Origin of the sequence: Candidatus Amarolinea aalborgensis (assembly GCF_900491745.1) — a bacterium.
Taxonomy (GTDB): Bacteria; Chloroflexota; Anaerolineae; order SSC4; family Amarolineaceae; genus Amarolinea; species Amarolinea aalborgensis.
The window spans coordinates 37,829-50,993 of sequence record NZ_UETR01000005.1 but is presented as its reverse complement, the minus strand read 5'-3'; the positions used below and the strand labels follow the sequence as shown (position 1 = coordinate 50,993).

Below are 13,165 nucleotides of genomic sequence, written 5' to 3'. Positions count from 1 at the left end.
AGACTGGCTAGAAAGGGCGTCGCGACCACATGGCGCTTTTCGGCCAGGCCTTTATCTCTGATGAGTAGATTGCCAGATGCCTGATCTCACGCTCCTGACCAAACTTTTCGCCACATTCAGCGCCGAGACGCCGGCTGTCAATGACGGCCTGTGCCTCAATCGCCGATTCAAGGCGGCCAACTGCGATCTTTGCGCGCAGGCGTGTCCGGTCGCCGCAATCTCGGTTTACGGACCGAACGTGCAGATCGAGCCGGAGGCCTGCGTGCAGTGCGGAGTTTGCCTCAAGGAATGTCCAACGGGCGTCTTTTCAACTCCCAGGCAAATGCAGGATGATCAGAAGCTGTTGGATGCCGCAGCGCCGCTCACCGCGCGCGCGCTGGAACTGACGTGCCCGGCCAATGGGCATGCCGACAAAACCGCCGCGCCCGTGGAGGCGGTGTTACAGACCGGCCGCTGCCTGGCGGCGCTCTCCCTGGGTGAGCTACTGGACCTGGCAAGACCACGGCAGCGCAACCTGTGGCTGAATGACAGCGGCTGCGCCGGGTGTCCACTCGGCAAGGCCGCGCCCCTGATTCGCGAGACGGCGGCGCATGCTGATCGCTTGCTGGCAGTCTGGGGTCATGCGGTGAAACTGCGTACGCAGCTCACCGAGCCAGGCGCGCTGGTTGCATCGCATCGCGTGGATCTCTTTTCCGGTCAGCAGCCGTCCTATTCACGCCGCGAATTCCTGACCTTCTTGCGGCGCACGACCGCGCAGGTGGTCTCCGCGGTGGCTGTTGATCCGTTAGCGCCGCCTGACATGACCATCGTGCCGCCACTGCAGCGCGGCGATGAAGTGCCCTATCAACGCCGCCACCTGACGGCGGCTTTGTCTCGACTCGGTCAGCCTTCCGCGCCGGCGCTTGATGTCAGCGATCTGCCGTGGGCTACCGTTGAAGTCAGTGCAGAATGCAGCGCGTGCAGCCTCTGCGCGCGGTTCTGCCCCACGGCGGCGATTCGCTGGACAACGCAAGAGCAAGCGGCTTCCACGCCAGATGCTGCGCCCTTGACTGCGTTTGACCTTAGTTTCATTGCCGCTGACTGCGTGGACTGCGGTATCTGTGCGGCGGCTTGCCCCGAAGCTGCAATCACGTACGGCGCCGCGGTTGACCCGACCCAACTCGGCCGACGTGTGAAAGTTCCCCTGCGCAGTGGTCAGCTCAACCCGTGCGCCGTCTGCCAAACACTGACCGATACCTCACTTCGCCCCACATGCTATGTGTGCAACAAATCACTGACCAAGACGATCAGTCATTGAAAGGATAGATCATGCACCGACCTTCGTTGACGCGTTTCGCCTGGCTTTCGATTGCCGCGGCCATCTTGACCATCGGCCTGAAGACGGCCGCCTATTTCGTCACCGGTTCGGTTGGCCTCTTGTCCGATGCCCTCGAATCGGTGGTCAACCTGGCGGCCGCCCTGATGGCGCTGGCGATGTTGACCGTGGCCGCGCGGCCGCCCGACGAGGATCATGTCTATGGGCATGACAAGGCCGAGTATTTCAGCAGCGGCGTGGAAGGCGCGTTGATCCTGGTGGCGGCCATCAGCATCGGCGTTGCGGCGTGGAATCGCCTCCTGCACCCGCAGCCGTTAGAAGCGGTTGGCCTGGGCCTGGGCATTTCCGTGCTGGCCTCGCTCATCAACCTGGGCGTGGCCCTGGTGCTGCGGCGCGCGGGCAAGCGCTTCGGCTCGATCACGCTGGAGGCGGACTCGCAGCATTTGATGACCGACGTCTGGACCTCGGTCGGGGTGGTGGCCGGCATCGGGGCCGTGGCATTGACCGGCTGGGAGCGCCTGGATCCGCTGATTGCCATTGCCGTTGCGCTCAACATCGTTTGGTCGGGCGTGCAGCTCGTGCGGCGCTCGGCGCTTGGGCTGCTCGATACAGCCTGGCCCGTCCCTGAACGCGGCATTGTGACCAATATCCTGGACAAGTATCGCGTGCATGGTCTGCAGTTCCATGCTTTGCGCACGCGCCAATCGGCTTCGCGGCGCTTCATGTCGGTTCACATCCTGGTGCCTGGCCAGTGGACGGTGCAGCAAGGCCATCAACTGCTGGAGCAGATTGAACGCGAGGTGCGCGAGGCGCTGACGGGCGTCACCATCGTGACGCACCTGGAGCCATTGGAAGACCCGGTGTCTTGGGAAGATACGCAGCTCGATCGCGAGGCCGCGGTCGAGGCGCTGCCGGCGGTCAGTGCATCTCCACCTGCGGCGTCTGGATCGTAGCGTGTGGCACACGCTGGCGCAGCCGGGCCTGCCCTACGCCAGGGACGCCGTGTAATCGGCCTCTGTGACGAACTCGCCGCCTGTCACCTCCTGGCTTTGCAGGCGGCGGCCGGCGTCCAAGGTCAGGGTCATTTCCAGGCGGGCAAAGCAGCGGCGCGCGCCCCCGACCAGCGTTTTTCGTACGATGTACTGTCCGTCGTCATCTTCGCTCGGATCATTGCGCATGTCCACCCGCGCCCTGATGACTTCGCCGCAGCGCTGGCAGCGCACGTAGTACCAGGCGCTGGCATCCGGCGGCTTGCGATCGCCGCCGCCCTTGAAGACGGATTTGAGCGTATCGAAAAATCCCATCTAAGTCCCCTTGTCGTTCTTGCCGGCCAACGGCTGCACGCGATTGCGTGGACCGGCGTGATCAGTTTAGACTGCGCCGTGCAGCATGTCCAACAGGCGGCCCAGCACACGCTCGCCGTCGGCGCGCAGGCCATTATGGTCGTATTCATTGGTCACCCACAGCTTGAGGCCGCGCACGGTGTGCGCTGTCTCCTCTGCGAATGCCATTTCGACATACATATCATCGTAGTAGGAAAGGGCTGCCACCGGCACGCGGTTGGCGCGCAGAACGTCCACATCATACAGCCGCGGCCAGCCGTCGTACGCGGCCAGGATTTCCGCGGCGGCTTGCAGCGGCTGCAGGTAGGCATAATCTTCGAACATCCACGGGAAGATCATTTCGCCCATCAAGTAGACTGGCGTCTGGCCGTTTGCGGCTGCGTGCAGATCGAACGCAGGGAATTCGGCTTGCACGCGCGCCGCCGACCAGTTGGCGGCGGCGCCCTGGCAGTAGCACGGCTCGTGCAGCAAGGCATAGATGGGGTTGGTGTCAAAGGGCTGCATGGACTCGAGCGCGCGCAGAAAGACAAAGTTGATTTCCGGGCCATGGGCGCCAGCGACAAAGGCGTTTTCCAGCAGGTAATGCACCTCTTCGAAGCCGTTGCTGGCGCCAAAGCCCATGCCCACCTGCTGGAAGCGGCGCGCAGTCAGGCGTCCGCCGCTCGGCAAGCGAACATCGTGCGTCAGCAGGTAGTCCACGATGCGTTGGCCCCGCGCCACATCCTGCGGATAGCGTTCGTAGAAGCGCTGATTCCGGCTCAGCACCCGGCGATAGGTGGCGCGATAGACATCATCCACGGGGCGGGTCAGGGAGGCCAGACCGCCGGTGATGAGCGCCGCGGCCAGGCCTTGAGGGGCCAGCGAGAGATAGGTCAACAGGCAGAAACCGCCGAAGCTCTGCCCAAGCGCAGTCCACGGCGTTTCCGCGCCGGCCAGGGTCTGGCGAATCGCCTCGGCATCGCGCACGATGGCGTCGGCGCGAAAGTTTTTCACATAGTCGGCCTGGGCCTGGGGCGACGGCAAGCGCGCCAGGGTCTGGAACGTCAGCGGCGTGCTGCGGCCGGTGCCGCGCTGATCAAGCAGGAGGACCCGGTAATCTCGCAGCGCGCGTTTGAGCCAACCGCCGTTGCTGTCAGGGCGGGGCGAGGCATAGCCAGGGCCGCCCTGAAAAAAGACGAGCCAGGGCAGGTTCGCATGGGTCTTGTCAACCGCAACGACCTCCCGCGCAAAAACGCTGATCTGCTCGCCGTGCGGCTGCGCATGATCGAGCGGCACGCTGAAGTCATGGTCGGTTAAGACAAGGCCCGGGATCTGATAACTGGTTGAAATCATGGGATCAATCCTTGATTCTAGGGAAAAGCCACTATGCCGGCCGCTGTCATTTCTCTGGTGTGGGTAGTAATTCTTGTCATTTTCGCTCCCAATCCTCGAACGACTCACTGAATCGTGGTTCGTTTGGCTGCAGCTCCAGCGCCTTTTCATAGGCCTGGCGTATCTCAGTATCTGGGGCTTTTAGCCAGGTCAGCGCCTTGGCCAGGTCGAAGTAGCACCATGCGTTGCGAACACGATCGTCAGACAACTGAATAGCGCGTCGCAGCAACTCAATCGCGTCTCGCGTCAGCCGCCGCTTCGTCGCTCTGTCTCTTGATGCTGAAGACATAGACAGCCTGAGCTTCGTCTGAGCATATTCATGTACAGCTTTGGCGCTGTCTTTGATCATGTCGTAATTTGACGCGAACACGCTGTGTGCATCGGCAAAGCGGCCAGACCTTTTGTACAAAACAGCAAGCTCGATGAGGTCATCAATTCTCGTCGGCGACGGAATTTGAGAAAGCAGGTCTGCTGCCTTCAAGGGCTCGCCGATGTCGAGGTAATATCTCGCCATGGCAATGAAGGGTAGATGTGCATCCATCATCGTCGCGTCGGAGCGAACGCTGGCAAAAAGCCTCTCAGCTGCGCGAGCATTACCCAAGAAAGCGTGATATTCAATCATCTGCGCCACGAGCGCGCCGGAGTTCGCTGCGCGACTCGCCGCCTCTTCCAGGTTCTCAATAGCCCGTTGACGCTCACCTGCGGCCCACAAATGGGCGCTTTCGCGTAGTGCGTGGATGACCACATATTGGGGATGGGCCGGGAGAATAACGCGAAAGTAAGTTCGGCTCTCATCAAACTCAAAAATCGGTCGCGGCGAACCGTTTTCATTCATCTTGCGGTAGATTTTGGGAATGCCTGTCCCGCGCCCTTCAGCCAGGCGAAGTTCTTTCAAGAATTCACCTATACGCCTATTGCGACTCGGCACCGGAGGCACGGTCGCGCCCACCTCGAAATGCCGCATTTCGATGCCTGGCACCGGACCAGGGTAGCTGATGATTTCCATCCGGTCAGGATAGAGGTAGACCTTTACCGGCTCCTGCACTCCTTCGTAGCTGCGATGATACACTGCGTTCACCAGGGCTTCTTCCATCGCTTCGTATGGAAAAGCGACCGTTTTGTGGGCTTCGGCCTGCCGGGGAATCTTCCGAATCATCGTAGTGCTCAAGGCATCCAAATAGTCCAACGCTTGCCGCACCTGCGCTGACAACGGCCCGCGGAACAGCTTCTCTTCGATGAGGTCGCCGCCGGCCCCATCTCCAAATTGCACCACTTCGATTCTTGCGCCTGGGAAGTAGATCTCCGGTTCATTGACGAAGAAAAGGAGGGCGACATTCCTGGGCGCATCGAAACCGTTCACTTGGGCCGAAATTCGTAGGTACCGATACAAATCTTGATCTGCAATCTGGACGCCCGGTGACACGAGATCGCTCTTGATGTCGGATAAGAAGTTGCGAACCAGCGCCGGTGAAATCACGTCAATCGTATGCCCCAGGCTGCGACGGTCGTCGAAGGGAACTTTGGCAGTCATAGCCATGAGCTGGGTCAGAATTTCACTTCTGGCCTCGACCGTTTCAGCGCCTTGCCTGACGAAATACCTTCGCTCGCCGCCGCGGGTCGCCTCTGGCGCCAGGTAGGGTCGCACATCGCCGGCCGGAGCCCATATGACCAGAATCTGTTTTCCCTGGTATACCTCAGGCGCAATCACTGGTTGGTACTCAGGATCAATCTTCTTACAGTTTCCTCGAATCTGTTTCTGAATCTCATCAAGATTGAAACCTTCGAGGCCGCGCGGCGGCAAGACCGGTAAACCGTTATGTTCATCCACTCCGATCACGATGTAGCCGCCGTTGAGGTTGAAAAAATCGTTGGCAAAGGCGCCGATCGTGCGAATCGTTTGATCCAGGATGGGAGCAGACCAGGTTCCTTTGAATTCGCGGCGCACCGACTCAACCGAACGGGCGTTGATCAGATCATCCAGGTTGATGGGTAGAATGCTCATCGGACAAGACCATTTTGTAACAGAATGCTTGCAGGTATTGTACCACGACACGACGTGTGTTACAATCATTCTCAAGCGAGTGCACTAATCAATGGATTACCTTCGGTTCGGACAGCCACCGTCCCGCTGACCTGGCGGCCGGATTCGATGTGGCTCTGGGGATGACGCGCCGCGTGGGCATCCGTTGGTTGGCAACGTTTCGTGGCCGGCAGCGCACGCTGCACGCCGTGGATAAGCTGTAAAATCACAGAACAAGAACTGGATGGAAAGATGACCCAAACATCACGAACGCCGGGCATTGATCCGGCACACGATTACCTCCGTTACGATCAGCAGCCGCTCCATGCCATCTTCAACCCGCAGACGATCGCGCTGATCGGCGCCACCGAAAAAGTAGGCAGTGTGGGGCGCACCATTCTTTGGAATCTGATCAGCAGTCCCTTCGGGGGCACCATCTTCCCCATCAACCCCAAACGGCCCAACGTGTTGGGCATCAAAGCGTATCCAAGCATCCGTGAGGTGCCTGACCCGATTGACCTGGCGGTGATCGTGACGCCTGCGCCCACGGTGCCCGACATCATCGGCGAGTGCGTCGAATCTGGCGTGCGCGGCGCGATCATCATCTCGGCCGGCTTCAAGGAGACCGGTCCGGAGGGTGTCGCGCTGGAGACGCAGATCATGGCGCAGGCGCGCAACAAGATGCGCATCATCGGCCCCAACTGCCTGGGTGTGATGAACTGCTTGAGCGGCATGAACGCCACCTTTGCCAACGCCATTGCGCGCCCCGGCAAGGTTGGCTTCATCAGTCAAAGCGGCGCGCTGTGCACGGCCGTTCTTGACTGGAGCTTCAAGCAAAATGTGGGTTTCACTGCCTTTGTCTCCATCGGTTCTATGTTGGATGTCGGCTGGGGCGATTTGATCCATTACCTGGGCGATGATCCACGCACCGAGAGCATTGTCATCTACATGGAAACGATCGGCGATGCACGGGCGTTTCTCTCGGCCGCCCGTGAAATCGCGCTGACCAAGCCGATTATTGTCATCAAGCCCGGGCGCACCGAAGGGGCAGCCAAGGCCGCCGCTTCGCATACCGGTTCGTTGACTGGCAGCGACGAAGTGCTCGAATCGGCTTTCCGGCGCAGCGGCGTCCTGCGCGTGAACAGCATTTCCGATCTTTTTTATATGTCCGAGGTGCTTTCCAAGCAGCCGCGACCCACGGGGGGACGCCTGACGATCGTCACCAACGCCGGCGGGCCGGGCGTGCTGGCAACCGATGCCCTGCTCATGGGCGGCGGTGAGCTGGCCGAACTGTCCCAGGCCACGTACGAGGAACTGAACAAGATCCTGCCATCCGCGTGGAGTCACAACAATCCGGTGGATGTGTTGGGCGACGCCAGCCCGCAGCGATACGCGCAGGCGCTCGAAATTGCGGCCCGCGACGCCAACAGCGATGGGCTGCTCGTCATCCTCACGCCCCAGGCCATGACGGATGCCACGCGCACGGCCGAGGCGCTCGTGCCGTTTGCCCAGACGACGGGTAAGCCGGTGCTGGCCAGTTGGATGGGCGGGGCGGACGTAGAAAAGGGAGAGGCGATCCTCAATCAGGGCACAATCCCCACCTTCAACTACCCTGACACCGCCACGCGCATGTTCAACTACATGTGGCGTTACAGCTACAACCTGCGCGGCCTCTACGAAACGCCTGTGCTGCGCACCGATGTGGAGACCGGCGGCCAAAATCGCGCCCACGCAGCGCAGTTGGTGGATGCCGTGCGCGCATCCGGCCGTACGATCATGACTGAGACCGAATCCAAGCAGTTGCTGGCGCTGTACGATATCCCCATCGTGCCTACGGAAATTGCGACCAGTGAGGCGGACGCCGTGGCCTGGGCCGACAAGTTCGGCTACCCCGTCGTGCTGAAGATCTATTCGGAAACAATCACACACAAGACCGACGTCGGCGGTGTGCGCCTCAACCTGCAAAACGCAGACGATGTGGGTTACGCGTATCGGGCGATCGAACGGGCGGTGCGTGAGCGGGTAGGGGCCGAGCATTTCCAGGGCGTTACCGTGCAGCCGATGATCAAGCTGGAAGGCGCGTATGAACTGATCATCGGTTCGAGCGTGGACCCGCAGTTTGGACCGGTGCTGCTCTTCGGCTCCGGTGGGCCGCTGGTGGAGGTCTTCAAAGACCGTTCGCTGGGACTGCCGCCCCTCAACACCACGCTGGCGCGACGCATGGTGGAACAGACAGTGATCAGCCGGGCATTGAAAGGGGTACGCGGGCGCAAGGCAGTGGACATGGCCGCGCTGGAGCAGATCCTGGTCAATTTCAGTCAGTTGATTGTGGAGCAGCCCTGGATCAAGGAGCTTGACATCAATCCCCTGCTGGCGATGGAGCCGAGGGCGGATGGCCGCGCGTCGTTGATCGCACTCGATGCGCGCGTGGTAGTCTACGGCGCCGACGTGCCGGCCAAGGCGCTTCCGCGGCTGGCTGTGCGCCCTTATCCGAGTCAGTATGCAGCCTGGTGGACCTTGAAAAACGGCCAGAAGGCTATCATCCGGCCCATCCGGCCTGAAGACGAGCCGATGCTGGTGAAATTCCACCAAACGCTGTCCGAGAGCAGCGTCAACATGCGTTACCTCAGCCCCATGTTGTTGGGCGAACGCGTGGCGCACGAACGCCTCTCACGCCTGTGCTTCATAGATTACGATCGTGAGATGGCGTTGGTGGCGCGTGGCGAAGATCCAGACACTGGCGAGCGGGCCATCTTTGGCGTTGCGCGCCTGCAGAAGGTATTTGGCTCCGACGCCGGCAGCTTCAATCTCTTGATCAACGACCGCTACCAGGGGCAGGGCCTGGGCAAGGAACTGCTGCAACGCTTGATCGAGGTGGGTCGGGCTGAGGGCATGGGCCGCATCCAGGCCGAATTTGCGCCGAGCAATTACTTGATGCGCAGCATTAGCCAGAAGTTGGGCTTCACGCTGACCGAGACGCCTGGGGATGCCATGGTCAAAGCAGAGCTGATCCTCTAGCCCATGACAGGGCGGCAATCTGCCGGATAGCGATACAGGCCATGAACCAGGGCGCCAAAAAGCCCCGGTTGGTGGCCTGTTTCCGTTCAAACCTGGTCATAGCGGAAGCAGCTGACCACATGGTCGTTGACCATGCCGGTTGCCTGCATGAAGGCGTAGCAGATGGTGGAGCCGACGAACTTGAAGCCGCGCCGCCGCAGATCTTTGCTCATCGCATCCGAGATGGGCGTGTGCGCGGGAAGGTCGCGCAGCGCTTGCCAGGCATTGCGCACCGGCTGGCCGCCCACGAACTGCCATATGTAGGCGTCGAAGCTGCCGAATTCCGCCTGCAGGGCCAGGAAGGCCTGGGCATTGTTGATGGCGGCGGCGATTTTGAGCCGGTTGCGCACAATGCCAGGGTTGGCTAAGAGCGCGGCCACGTCGTCAACATCGTAGGCTGCGATTTTGGCAGCGTGGAAGCCCGCGAAGGCCAGCCGGAAGTTGGTCCGCTTGTTGAGAATGGTTGACCAACTCAACCCCGCCTGCATGCCTTCAAGGATCAGCATCTCGAAGAGCCCGCGGTCGTCATGCAGGGGCACACCCCATTCCTCATCATGATAGGCCAGGTAAAGCGGGTTGGACGCCGCCGCCCATGCGCAGCGTGTGAGCATCAGTTCTCCTTTGTCTTATCGCCGGGCGCCGCGCGGATCAATTACCCAGGGCGCGCGGGTTGTGGGCGAAAACGCCTGCAAATAAAGAACAACCAACAGCCGTTGACTTGCGTTTGCGGCGTGATCCTGTCGCGCGTGGGCGCGGGGGATGCATCTCAATTTCGGGGCGCAGCCCACGCCGGTTGGGCTTAGCAGTGGCTGCAGCGATCTCAATCGCCCGGCGTCCGACCCGCCCCCAGTTTGAAATGCACCTGGCGCGGGCGACCGTTTGAGGAAATGCGTAACGATGGAGTAGAATCGGTATGCGGATGCCAACAACTATACGAGCGGACTAGGAGGCCTGATGACAACGATGGATGAGATGACGATTGCCTGGTTGTTGGCGGGCGACCCGGCCATTCGCTGGCAAACCCGCCGTGATTTGTTGGATGAATCGCCTGCCCGCTGGGAGGCCGACCGGGCGCAGGTTGCGCTGACCGGCTGGGGCGCGCAGCTGCTGGCTTGCCAAGACCCGACCGGCACGTGGGGCGGCGGGCTTTACTCGCCGAAGTGGATTTCGACCACCTACACCCTGTTGACGCTGCGTCACCTGGACCTGCCTCCGGACAACGCGCAGGCGCAGGCCGGCTGCGCACTGCTGCTGAACAAAGGGTTCTACCACGATGGCGGCATCAACTTCTTCAAGTCGTACAAGTACAGCGAAACGTGCGTCACCGGCATGGTGTTGGCGCTGCTCAGCTACTTTCGCAGCCAGGATGACCGCGTGCCGCAGATCGTTACGCATCTGCTCGGCCAGCAAATGGACGACGGCGGCTGGAACTGCGAACGGCCGCACGGCGCCACGCACAGCTCGTTCCACACCACGCTGTCGGCGCTGGAAGGTTTGCACGAATACACGCTCCTGGCGCCCTCTGAGGCCGACAAGGTGCAGGCGGCGGTTGACCGGGCGCACGAGTTTCTCTGGCAGCATCGTCTCTATCGTTCGCACCGCACCGGCAAAGTGGCTGATCCGGCCATGGCACGGATATACTTCCCGCCGCGCTGGCGCTACGATTTCCTGCGCGCCCTCGACTACTTCCAGTGGATCAACGCGCCCGCAGACGAACGCATGACGGATGCCATTGAGCTTCTGCTGAGCAAACGCACGGCCGACGGTCGCTGGAAGCAGGGACAAAATTGGGCCGGCCGCGTCTTCTTCGAAATGGACGCCGTGGGGCAGCCCGGCCGCTGGAACACCCTGCGCGCCCTGCGGGTCCTGCGTTGGTGGCAGCGAGCGTCCGGCGGCTGAAGGCGCGGGGTTGCCCCAGGATAGGTCGAACAAACGCATAAGCCTGGCTACGCAGATCGCAGCGCTGTCAGATGGGTAGGCCAAGAGAGCGAAACCCACGGTTGAGAGCCGTGGATTTCGTTTGTTGCTTATCTGGCGATTTCCTGCTGTATCTCGATATACTTTCTCAGGACAACGTTGATCAAGTTCGGATAGTGCTGGTCACGTTGCTGGAACCAGGTCATGACATCAGAGTCCAATTCAACGAAGTTCGCTCGTTTTGAGGGCGGAATGTACAGGCGCGCCTGTGCAAAGAACTCGTCTCCCAGTGGCGGGATATCTGCATAATCAATATCATCGTCAGTCATGCGATCCAGGCGTTCCCAGTCGGTTTTCAAAGGTGTTGAAGTATTTTGTTCTTTCATCGCGGTTTGCTCTACGGGCAGAAATGAGACGGACAGTGTTAGGGCCAGGCTCAGTGAAAACGACAACTACAACGTGTTGTCGCAACGCTCCAATGCCGATCCAACGGTCTTCGCCATATTCTTCTCGGTCATCGTAATCAATGAGTAGGCGAGCGCCTTCCTCGAAAAGCGAAGTTACGTCTTCAAACGCGATCCCGTGTTTGAGGAGGTTGGCTTTGTTCTTCGGAACGTCCCACTCGAAGTTCATACGCCTATTGTAATTGTCGTCTGCTGGTTGTCAAATGCTTTCTATCATAGCGGCCATGGTTTAGCGGCAGTCTCTAATTGCCGCTAAACCGTGGCCGTGACCCTATTTCAACGCGGACGCAGACGCGGCCGCGGCGGCATCGAGCGCGTCTTGCGCGCTGACATCAGTGAAGAAGACCGCTTCGATGGCAAGGCCGACCTCGCGCGAAACCGCAGTGTAGGCCGGCACATTGGGCCGCACGACCGCGACCGCCATTTGGTCCAGGATGACCTGCGCCTGTGGGGTTTGCTTGAGGTAATCCTGGTAGGCGGCCGATTGCACCACGGATTGTCGCAACGGCAGATAGCCGCTGGCGGTGCTCCACGCTAGGTTGATTTCTGGGCTGGTCATCCAGCGGATGAATTCCCAGGCCGCGGCCTGGTCTTTGGCGCCGCTGAGGATCGCCAGGTTGGCGCCGCCCACGCCGGTGGCGGCGCGTTTATGCGCGGGCAGAGGCGCCATGCCCAGGTTGTCCGCGCCCACGGCCTTGCGCAGCGCGCTCAAGCGCGCAGTTGAGGCGATGGTCATGCCCACCTTGCCGCCTTCGAAGCCGTTGTCTGGCGGCGCCACGGGCAGCGCGCGTTCCTTCTTCGCCAGGTCAATCCAGAATTGCAGCGCCTCGACGCCGGCCGGCTCGTTGAAGCGCACCGCTTTGAAGTCATCGCTGAAGAGCGCGCCGTTGTTTTGCCACAAAAATGCCAACCAGTAGTAGACATTACCTTCGTTAGCCTTGAGCGGCATGGTGAGGCCCCACTGCTCCGGCGTACCGTTGGCGTCGGCGTCGCGGGTGAGCTGTTGCGCAGTTGCGGCCAGCATTTCCCACGTGGCCGGCGGCTGGTTGGGGTCAAGGCCGGCCTGCTGGAAGAGCGCCTTGTTGTAGTAGAGCGCGATGTTGCTCAGCGCAAAGGGCATGGACCAGAGCTTGCCCTGGTAACTGGCCGTCTGCCAGGCTTTGTCCCAGATGTCGCTGCGGTTCAAGGTGGCGTCTTGGGCCAGGAAATCGTCCAGGCTGACGAGCGCGCCGGCATCGGCCAGTTCCGACGACCAGAATTGATCAATTTGGGCGATGTCTGGCCCGGATTGCGCGGCGAGCGCGGTGACGAGTTTTTCACGCATCGTGAAGAGCGTGCCGCCATAGCTCGGCTCAATCTGAATGGCGGAATGGGTTTGGTTGAACTGCTGCACCAGCGCCTCGAACGATTGGCCGAGGGCGCCTCCATAGGCATGCCACAGGGTAAGACGCGTGACGCTGGCCGGCGCGCCGGCCGCAGTCGCTGACGCGGGCGGGGTTGTGGTTGGCGCGCCCGATGGAGCGGCTGATCCACCAGGTGTGGGTGATGCAGGAACGCAGGCTGTCAGAAGAACAGCCAGGAATATGATCAAAAGCAGGCGGCGCGGCCGCCTGGTCATTGCAGGCATACGATCTCCTATTGCTTCTCTGGGCGCACGGGGTGTGCGCGCTGGTTCGAC

General features: G+C 61.0%; 12 protein-coding genes. 5 read left to right on the top strand and 7 right to left on the bottom strand.

The window, feature by feature from the left end; genetic code table 11:
- Nucleotides 1-76: 76 nt before the first annotated feature.
- Together ACPQ6D_RS08405 and ACPQ6D_RS08400 are read left to right on the top strand one after the other, a co-directional pair.
- Nucleotides 77-1,297 carry a 4Fe-4S binding protein gene (locus tag ACPQ6D_RS08405; RefSeq protein ID WP_423223866.1) on the top strand — a complete coding sequence of 407 codons (1,221 nt, stop codon included), beginning with the start codon at nucleotides 77-79 and terminating at the stop codon, nucleotides 1,295-1,297.
- A gap of 11 nt (nucleotides 1,298-1,308) precedes the next feature.
- On the top strand, nucleotides 1,309-2,268 hold the full coding sequence (locus ACPQ6D_RS08400; RefSeq protein WP_423223865.1) for a cation diffusion facilitator family transporter: 960 nt from the start codon (nucleotides 1,309-1,311) through the stop codon (nucleotides 2,266-2,268).
- A 33-nt stretch (nucleotides 2,269-2,301) separates the two neighbouring features.
- Here ACPQ6D_RS08400 and ACPQ6D_RS08395 read toward each other — a convergent pair whose 3' ends face one another.
- The 3 genes from ACPQ6D_RS08395 to ACPQ6D_RS08385 all read right to left on the bottom strand — a co-directional run bounded on the left by ACPQ6D_RS08395 (nucleotide 2,302) and on the right by ACPQ6D_RS08385 (nucleotide 6,031).
- Nucleotides 2,302-2,619 (bottom strand): hypothetical protein, encoded by a 318-nt coding sequence (locus tag ACPQ6D_RS08395; protein ID WP_423223864.1) that lies wholly within the window; start codon nucleotides 2,617-2,619, stop codon nucleotides 2,302-2,304.
- A gap of 66 nt (nucleotides 2,620-2,685) precedes the next feature.
- Nucleotides 2,686-3,990, bottom strand: coding sequence for an alpha/beta fold hydrolase (locus ACPQ6D_RS08390; RefSeq protein ID WP_423223863.1), 1,305 nt, complete (start codon nucleotides 3,988-3,990; stop codon nucleotides 2,686-2,688).
- Nucleotides 3,991-4,066: 76 nt separating this feature from the next.
- Nucleotides 4,067-6,031 carry an ATP-binding protein gene (locus tag ACPQ6D_RS08385; RefSeq protein ID WP_423223862.1) on the bottom strand — a complete coding sequence of 655 codons (1,965 nt, stop codon included), beginning with the start codon at nucleotides 6,029-6,031 and terminating at the stop codon, nucleotides 4,067-4,069.
- A gap of 56 nt (nucleotides 6,032-6,087) precedes the next feature.
- Between ACPQ6D_RS08385 and ACPQ6D_RS08380 the strand changes: the two genes are divergently transcribed.
- Nucleotides 6,088-6,273, top strand: a complete 186-nt coding sequence (locus tag ACPQ6D_RS08380; RefSeq protein WP_423223861.1) for a hypothetical protein — start codon at nucleotides 6,088-6,090, stop codon at nucleotides 6,271-6,273.
- A gap of 28 nt (nucleotides 6,274-6,301) precedes the next feature.
- Nucleotides 6,302-9,067, top strand: a complete 2,766-nt coding sequence (locus ACPQ6D_RS08375) for a bifunctional acetate--CoA ligase family protein/GNAT family N-acetyltransferase (protein WP_423223860.1) — start codon at nucleotides 6,302-6,304, stop codon at nucleotides 9,065-9,067.
- A gap of 86 nt (nucleotides 9,068-9,153) precedes the next feature.
- Here the strand turns inward: ACPQ6D_RS08375 and ACPQ6D_RS08370 are convergent, their stop codons facing one another.
- A complete protein-coding gene (locus ACPQ6D_RS08370; protein ID WP_423223859.1) occupies nucleotides 9,154-9,717 on the bottom strand; it encodes a DNA-3-methyladenine glycosylase I in 564 nt (187 codons plus the stop codon).
- Nucleotides 9,718-10,060: 343 nt separating this feature from the next.
- Here ACPQ6D_RS08370 and ACPQ6D_RS08365 point away from each other — a divergent pair, with 343 nt between their 5' ends.
- On the top strand, nucleotides 10,061-11,005 hold the full coding sequence (locus tag ACPQ6D_RS08365; protein WP_423223858.1) for a prenyltransferase/squalene oxidase repeat-containing protein: 945 nt from the start codon (nucleotides 10,061-10,063) through the stop codon (nucleotides 11,003-11,005).
- A gap of 128 nt (nucleotides 11,006-11,133) precedes the next feature.
- Here ACPQ6D_RS08365 and ACPQ6D_RS08360 read toward each other — a convergent pair whose 3' ends face one another.
- The 3 genes from ACPQ6D_RS08360 to ACPQ6D_RS08350 form a co-directional block, all read right to left on the bottom strand.
- The gene (locus tag ACPQ6D_RS08360; RefSeq protein WP_423224137.1) at nucleotides 11,134-11,409 is read right to left on the bottom strand and encodes a hypothetical protein; all 276 of its coding nucleotides are present in this window, start codon (nucleotides 11,407-11,409) and stop codon (nucleotides 11,134-11,136) included.
- Entirely contained in the window at nucleotides 11,345-11,656 is a 312-nt protein-coding gene (locus ACPQ6D_RS08355) for a BrnT family toxin (RefSeq protein WP_423223857.1), read from the bottom strand. The genes ACPQ6D_RS08360 and ACPQ6D_RS08355 overlap by 65 nt, the downstream gene beginning before the upstream one ends.
- Before the next feature lie 102 nt (nucleotides 11,657-11,758).
- Nucleotides 11,759-13,114 carry an ABC transporter substrate-binding protein gene (locus tag ACPQ6D_RS08350; RefSeq protein ID WP_423223856.1) on the bottom strand — a complete coding sequence of 452 codons (1,356 nt, stop codon included), beginning with the start codon at nucleotides 13,112-13,114 and terminating at the stop codon, nucleotides 11,759-11,761.
- Nucleotides 13,115-13,165 lie beyond the last annotated feature (51 nt).

Excerpts from the sequence above, each read along its gene's own strand:
- ACPQ6D_RS08405 (WP_423223866.1), top strand. The coding sequence starts at position 77 with ATGCCTGATCTCACGCTCCTGACCAAACTTTTCGCCACATTCAGCGCC.
- ACPQ6D_RS08400 (WP_423223865.1), top strand. The coding sequence starts at position 1,309 with ATGCACCGACCTTCGTTGACGCGTTTCGCCTGGCTTTCGATTGCCGCG.
- ACPQ6D_RS08395 (WP_423223864.1), bottom strand. The coding sequence starts at position 2,619 with ATGGGATTTTTCGATACGCTCAAATCCGTCTTCAAGGGCGGCGGCGAT.
- ACPQ6D_RS08390 (WP_423223863.1), bottom strand. The coding sequence starts at position 3,990 with ATGATTTCAACCAGTTATCAGATCCCGGGCCTTGTCTTAACCGACCAT.
- ACPQ6D_RS08385 (WP_423223862.1), bottom strand. The coding sequence starts at position 6,031 with ATGAGCATTCTACCCATCAACCTGGATGATCTGATCAACGCCCGTTCG.
- ACPQ6D_RS08375 (WP_423223860.1), top strand. The coding sequence starts at position 6,302 with ATGACCCAAACATCACGAACGCCGGGCATTGATCCGGCACACGATTAC.
- ACPQ6D_RS08370 (WP_423223859.1), bottom strand. The coding sequence starts at position 9,717 with ATGCTCACACGCTGCGCATGGGCGGCGGCGTCCAACCCGCTTTACCTG.
- ACPQ6D_RS08365 (WP_423223858.1), top strand. The coding sequence starts at position 10,061 with ATGACAACGATGGATGAGATGACGATTGCCTGGTTGTTGGCGGGCGAC.
- ACPQ6D_RS08360 (WP_423224137.1), bottom strand. The coding sequence starts at position 11,409 with ATGAAAGAACAAAATACTTCAACACCTTTGAAAACCGACTGGGAACGC.
- ACPQ6D_RS08355 (WP_423223857.1), bottom strand. The coding sequence starts at position 11,656 with ATGAACTTCGAGTGGGACGTTCCGAAGAACAAAGCCAACCTCCTCAAA.
- ACPQ6D_RS08350 (WP_423223856.1), bottom strand. The coding sequence starts at position 13,114 with ATGCCTGCAATGACCAGGCGGCCGCGCCGCCTGCTTTTGATCATATTC.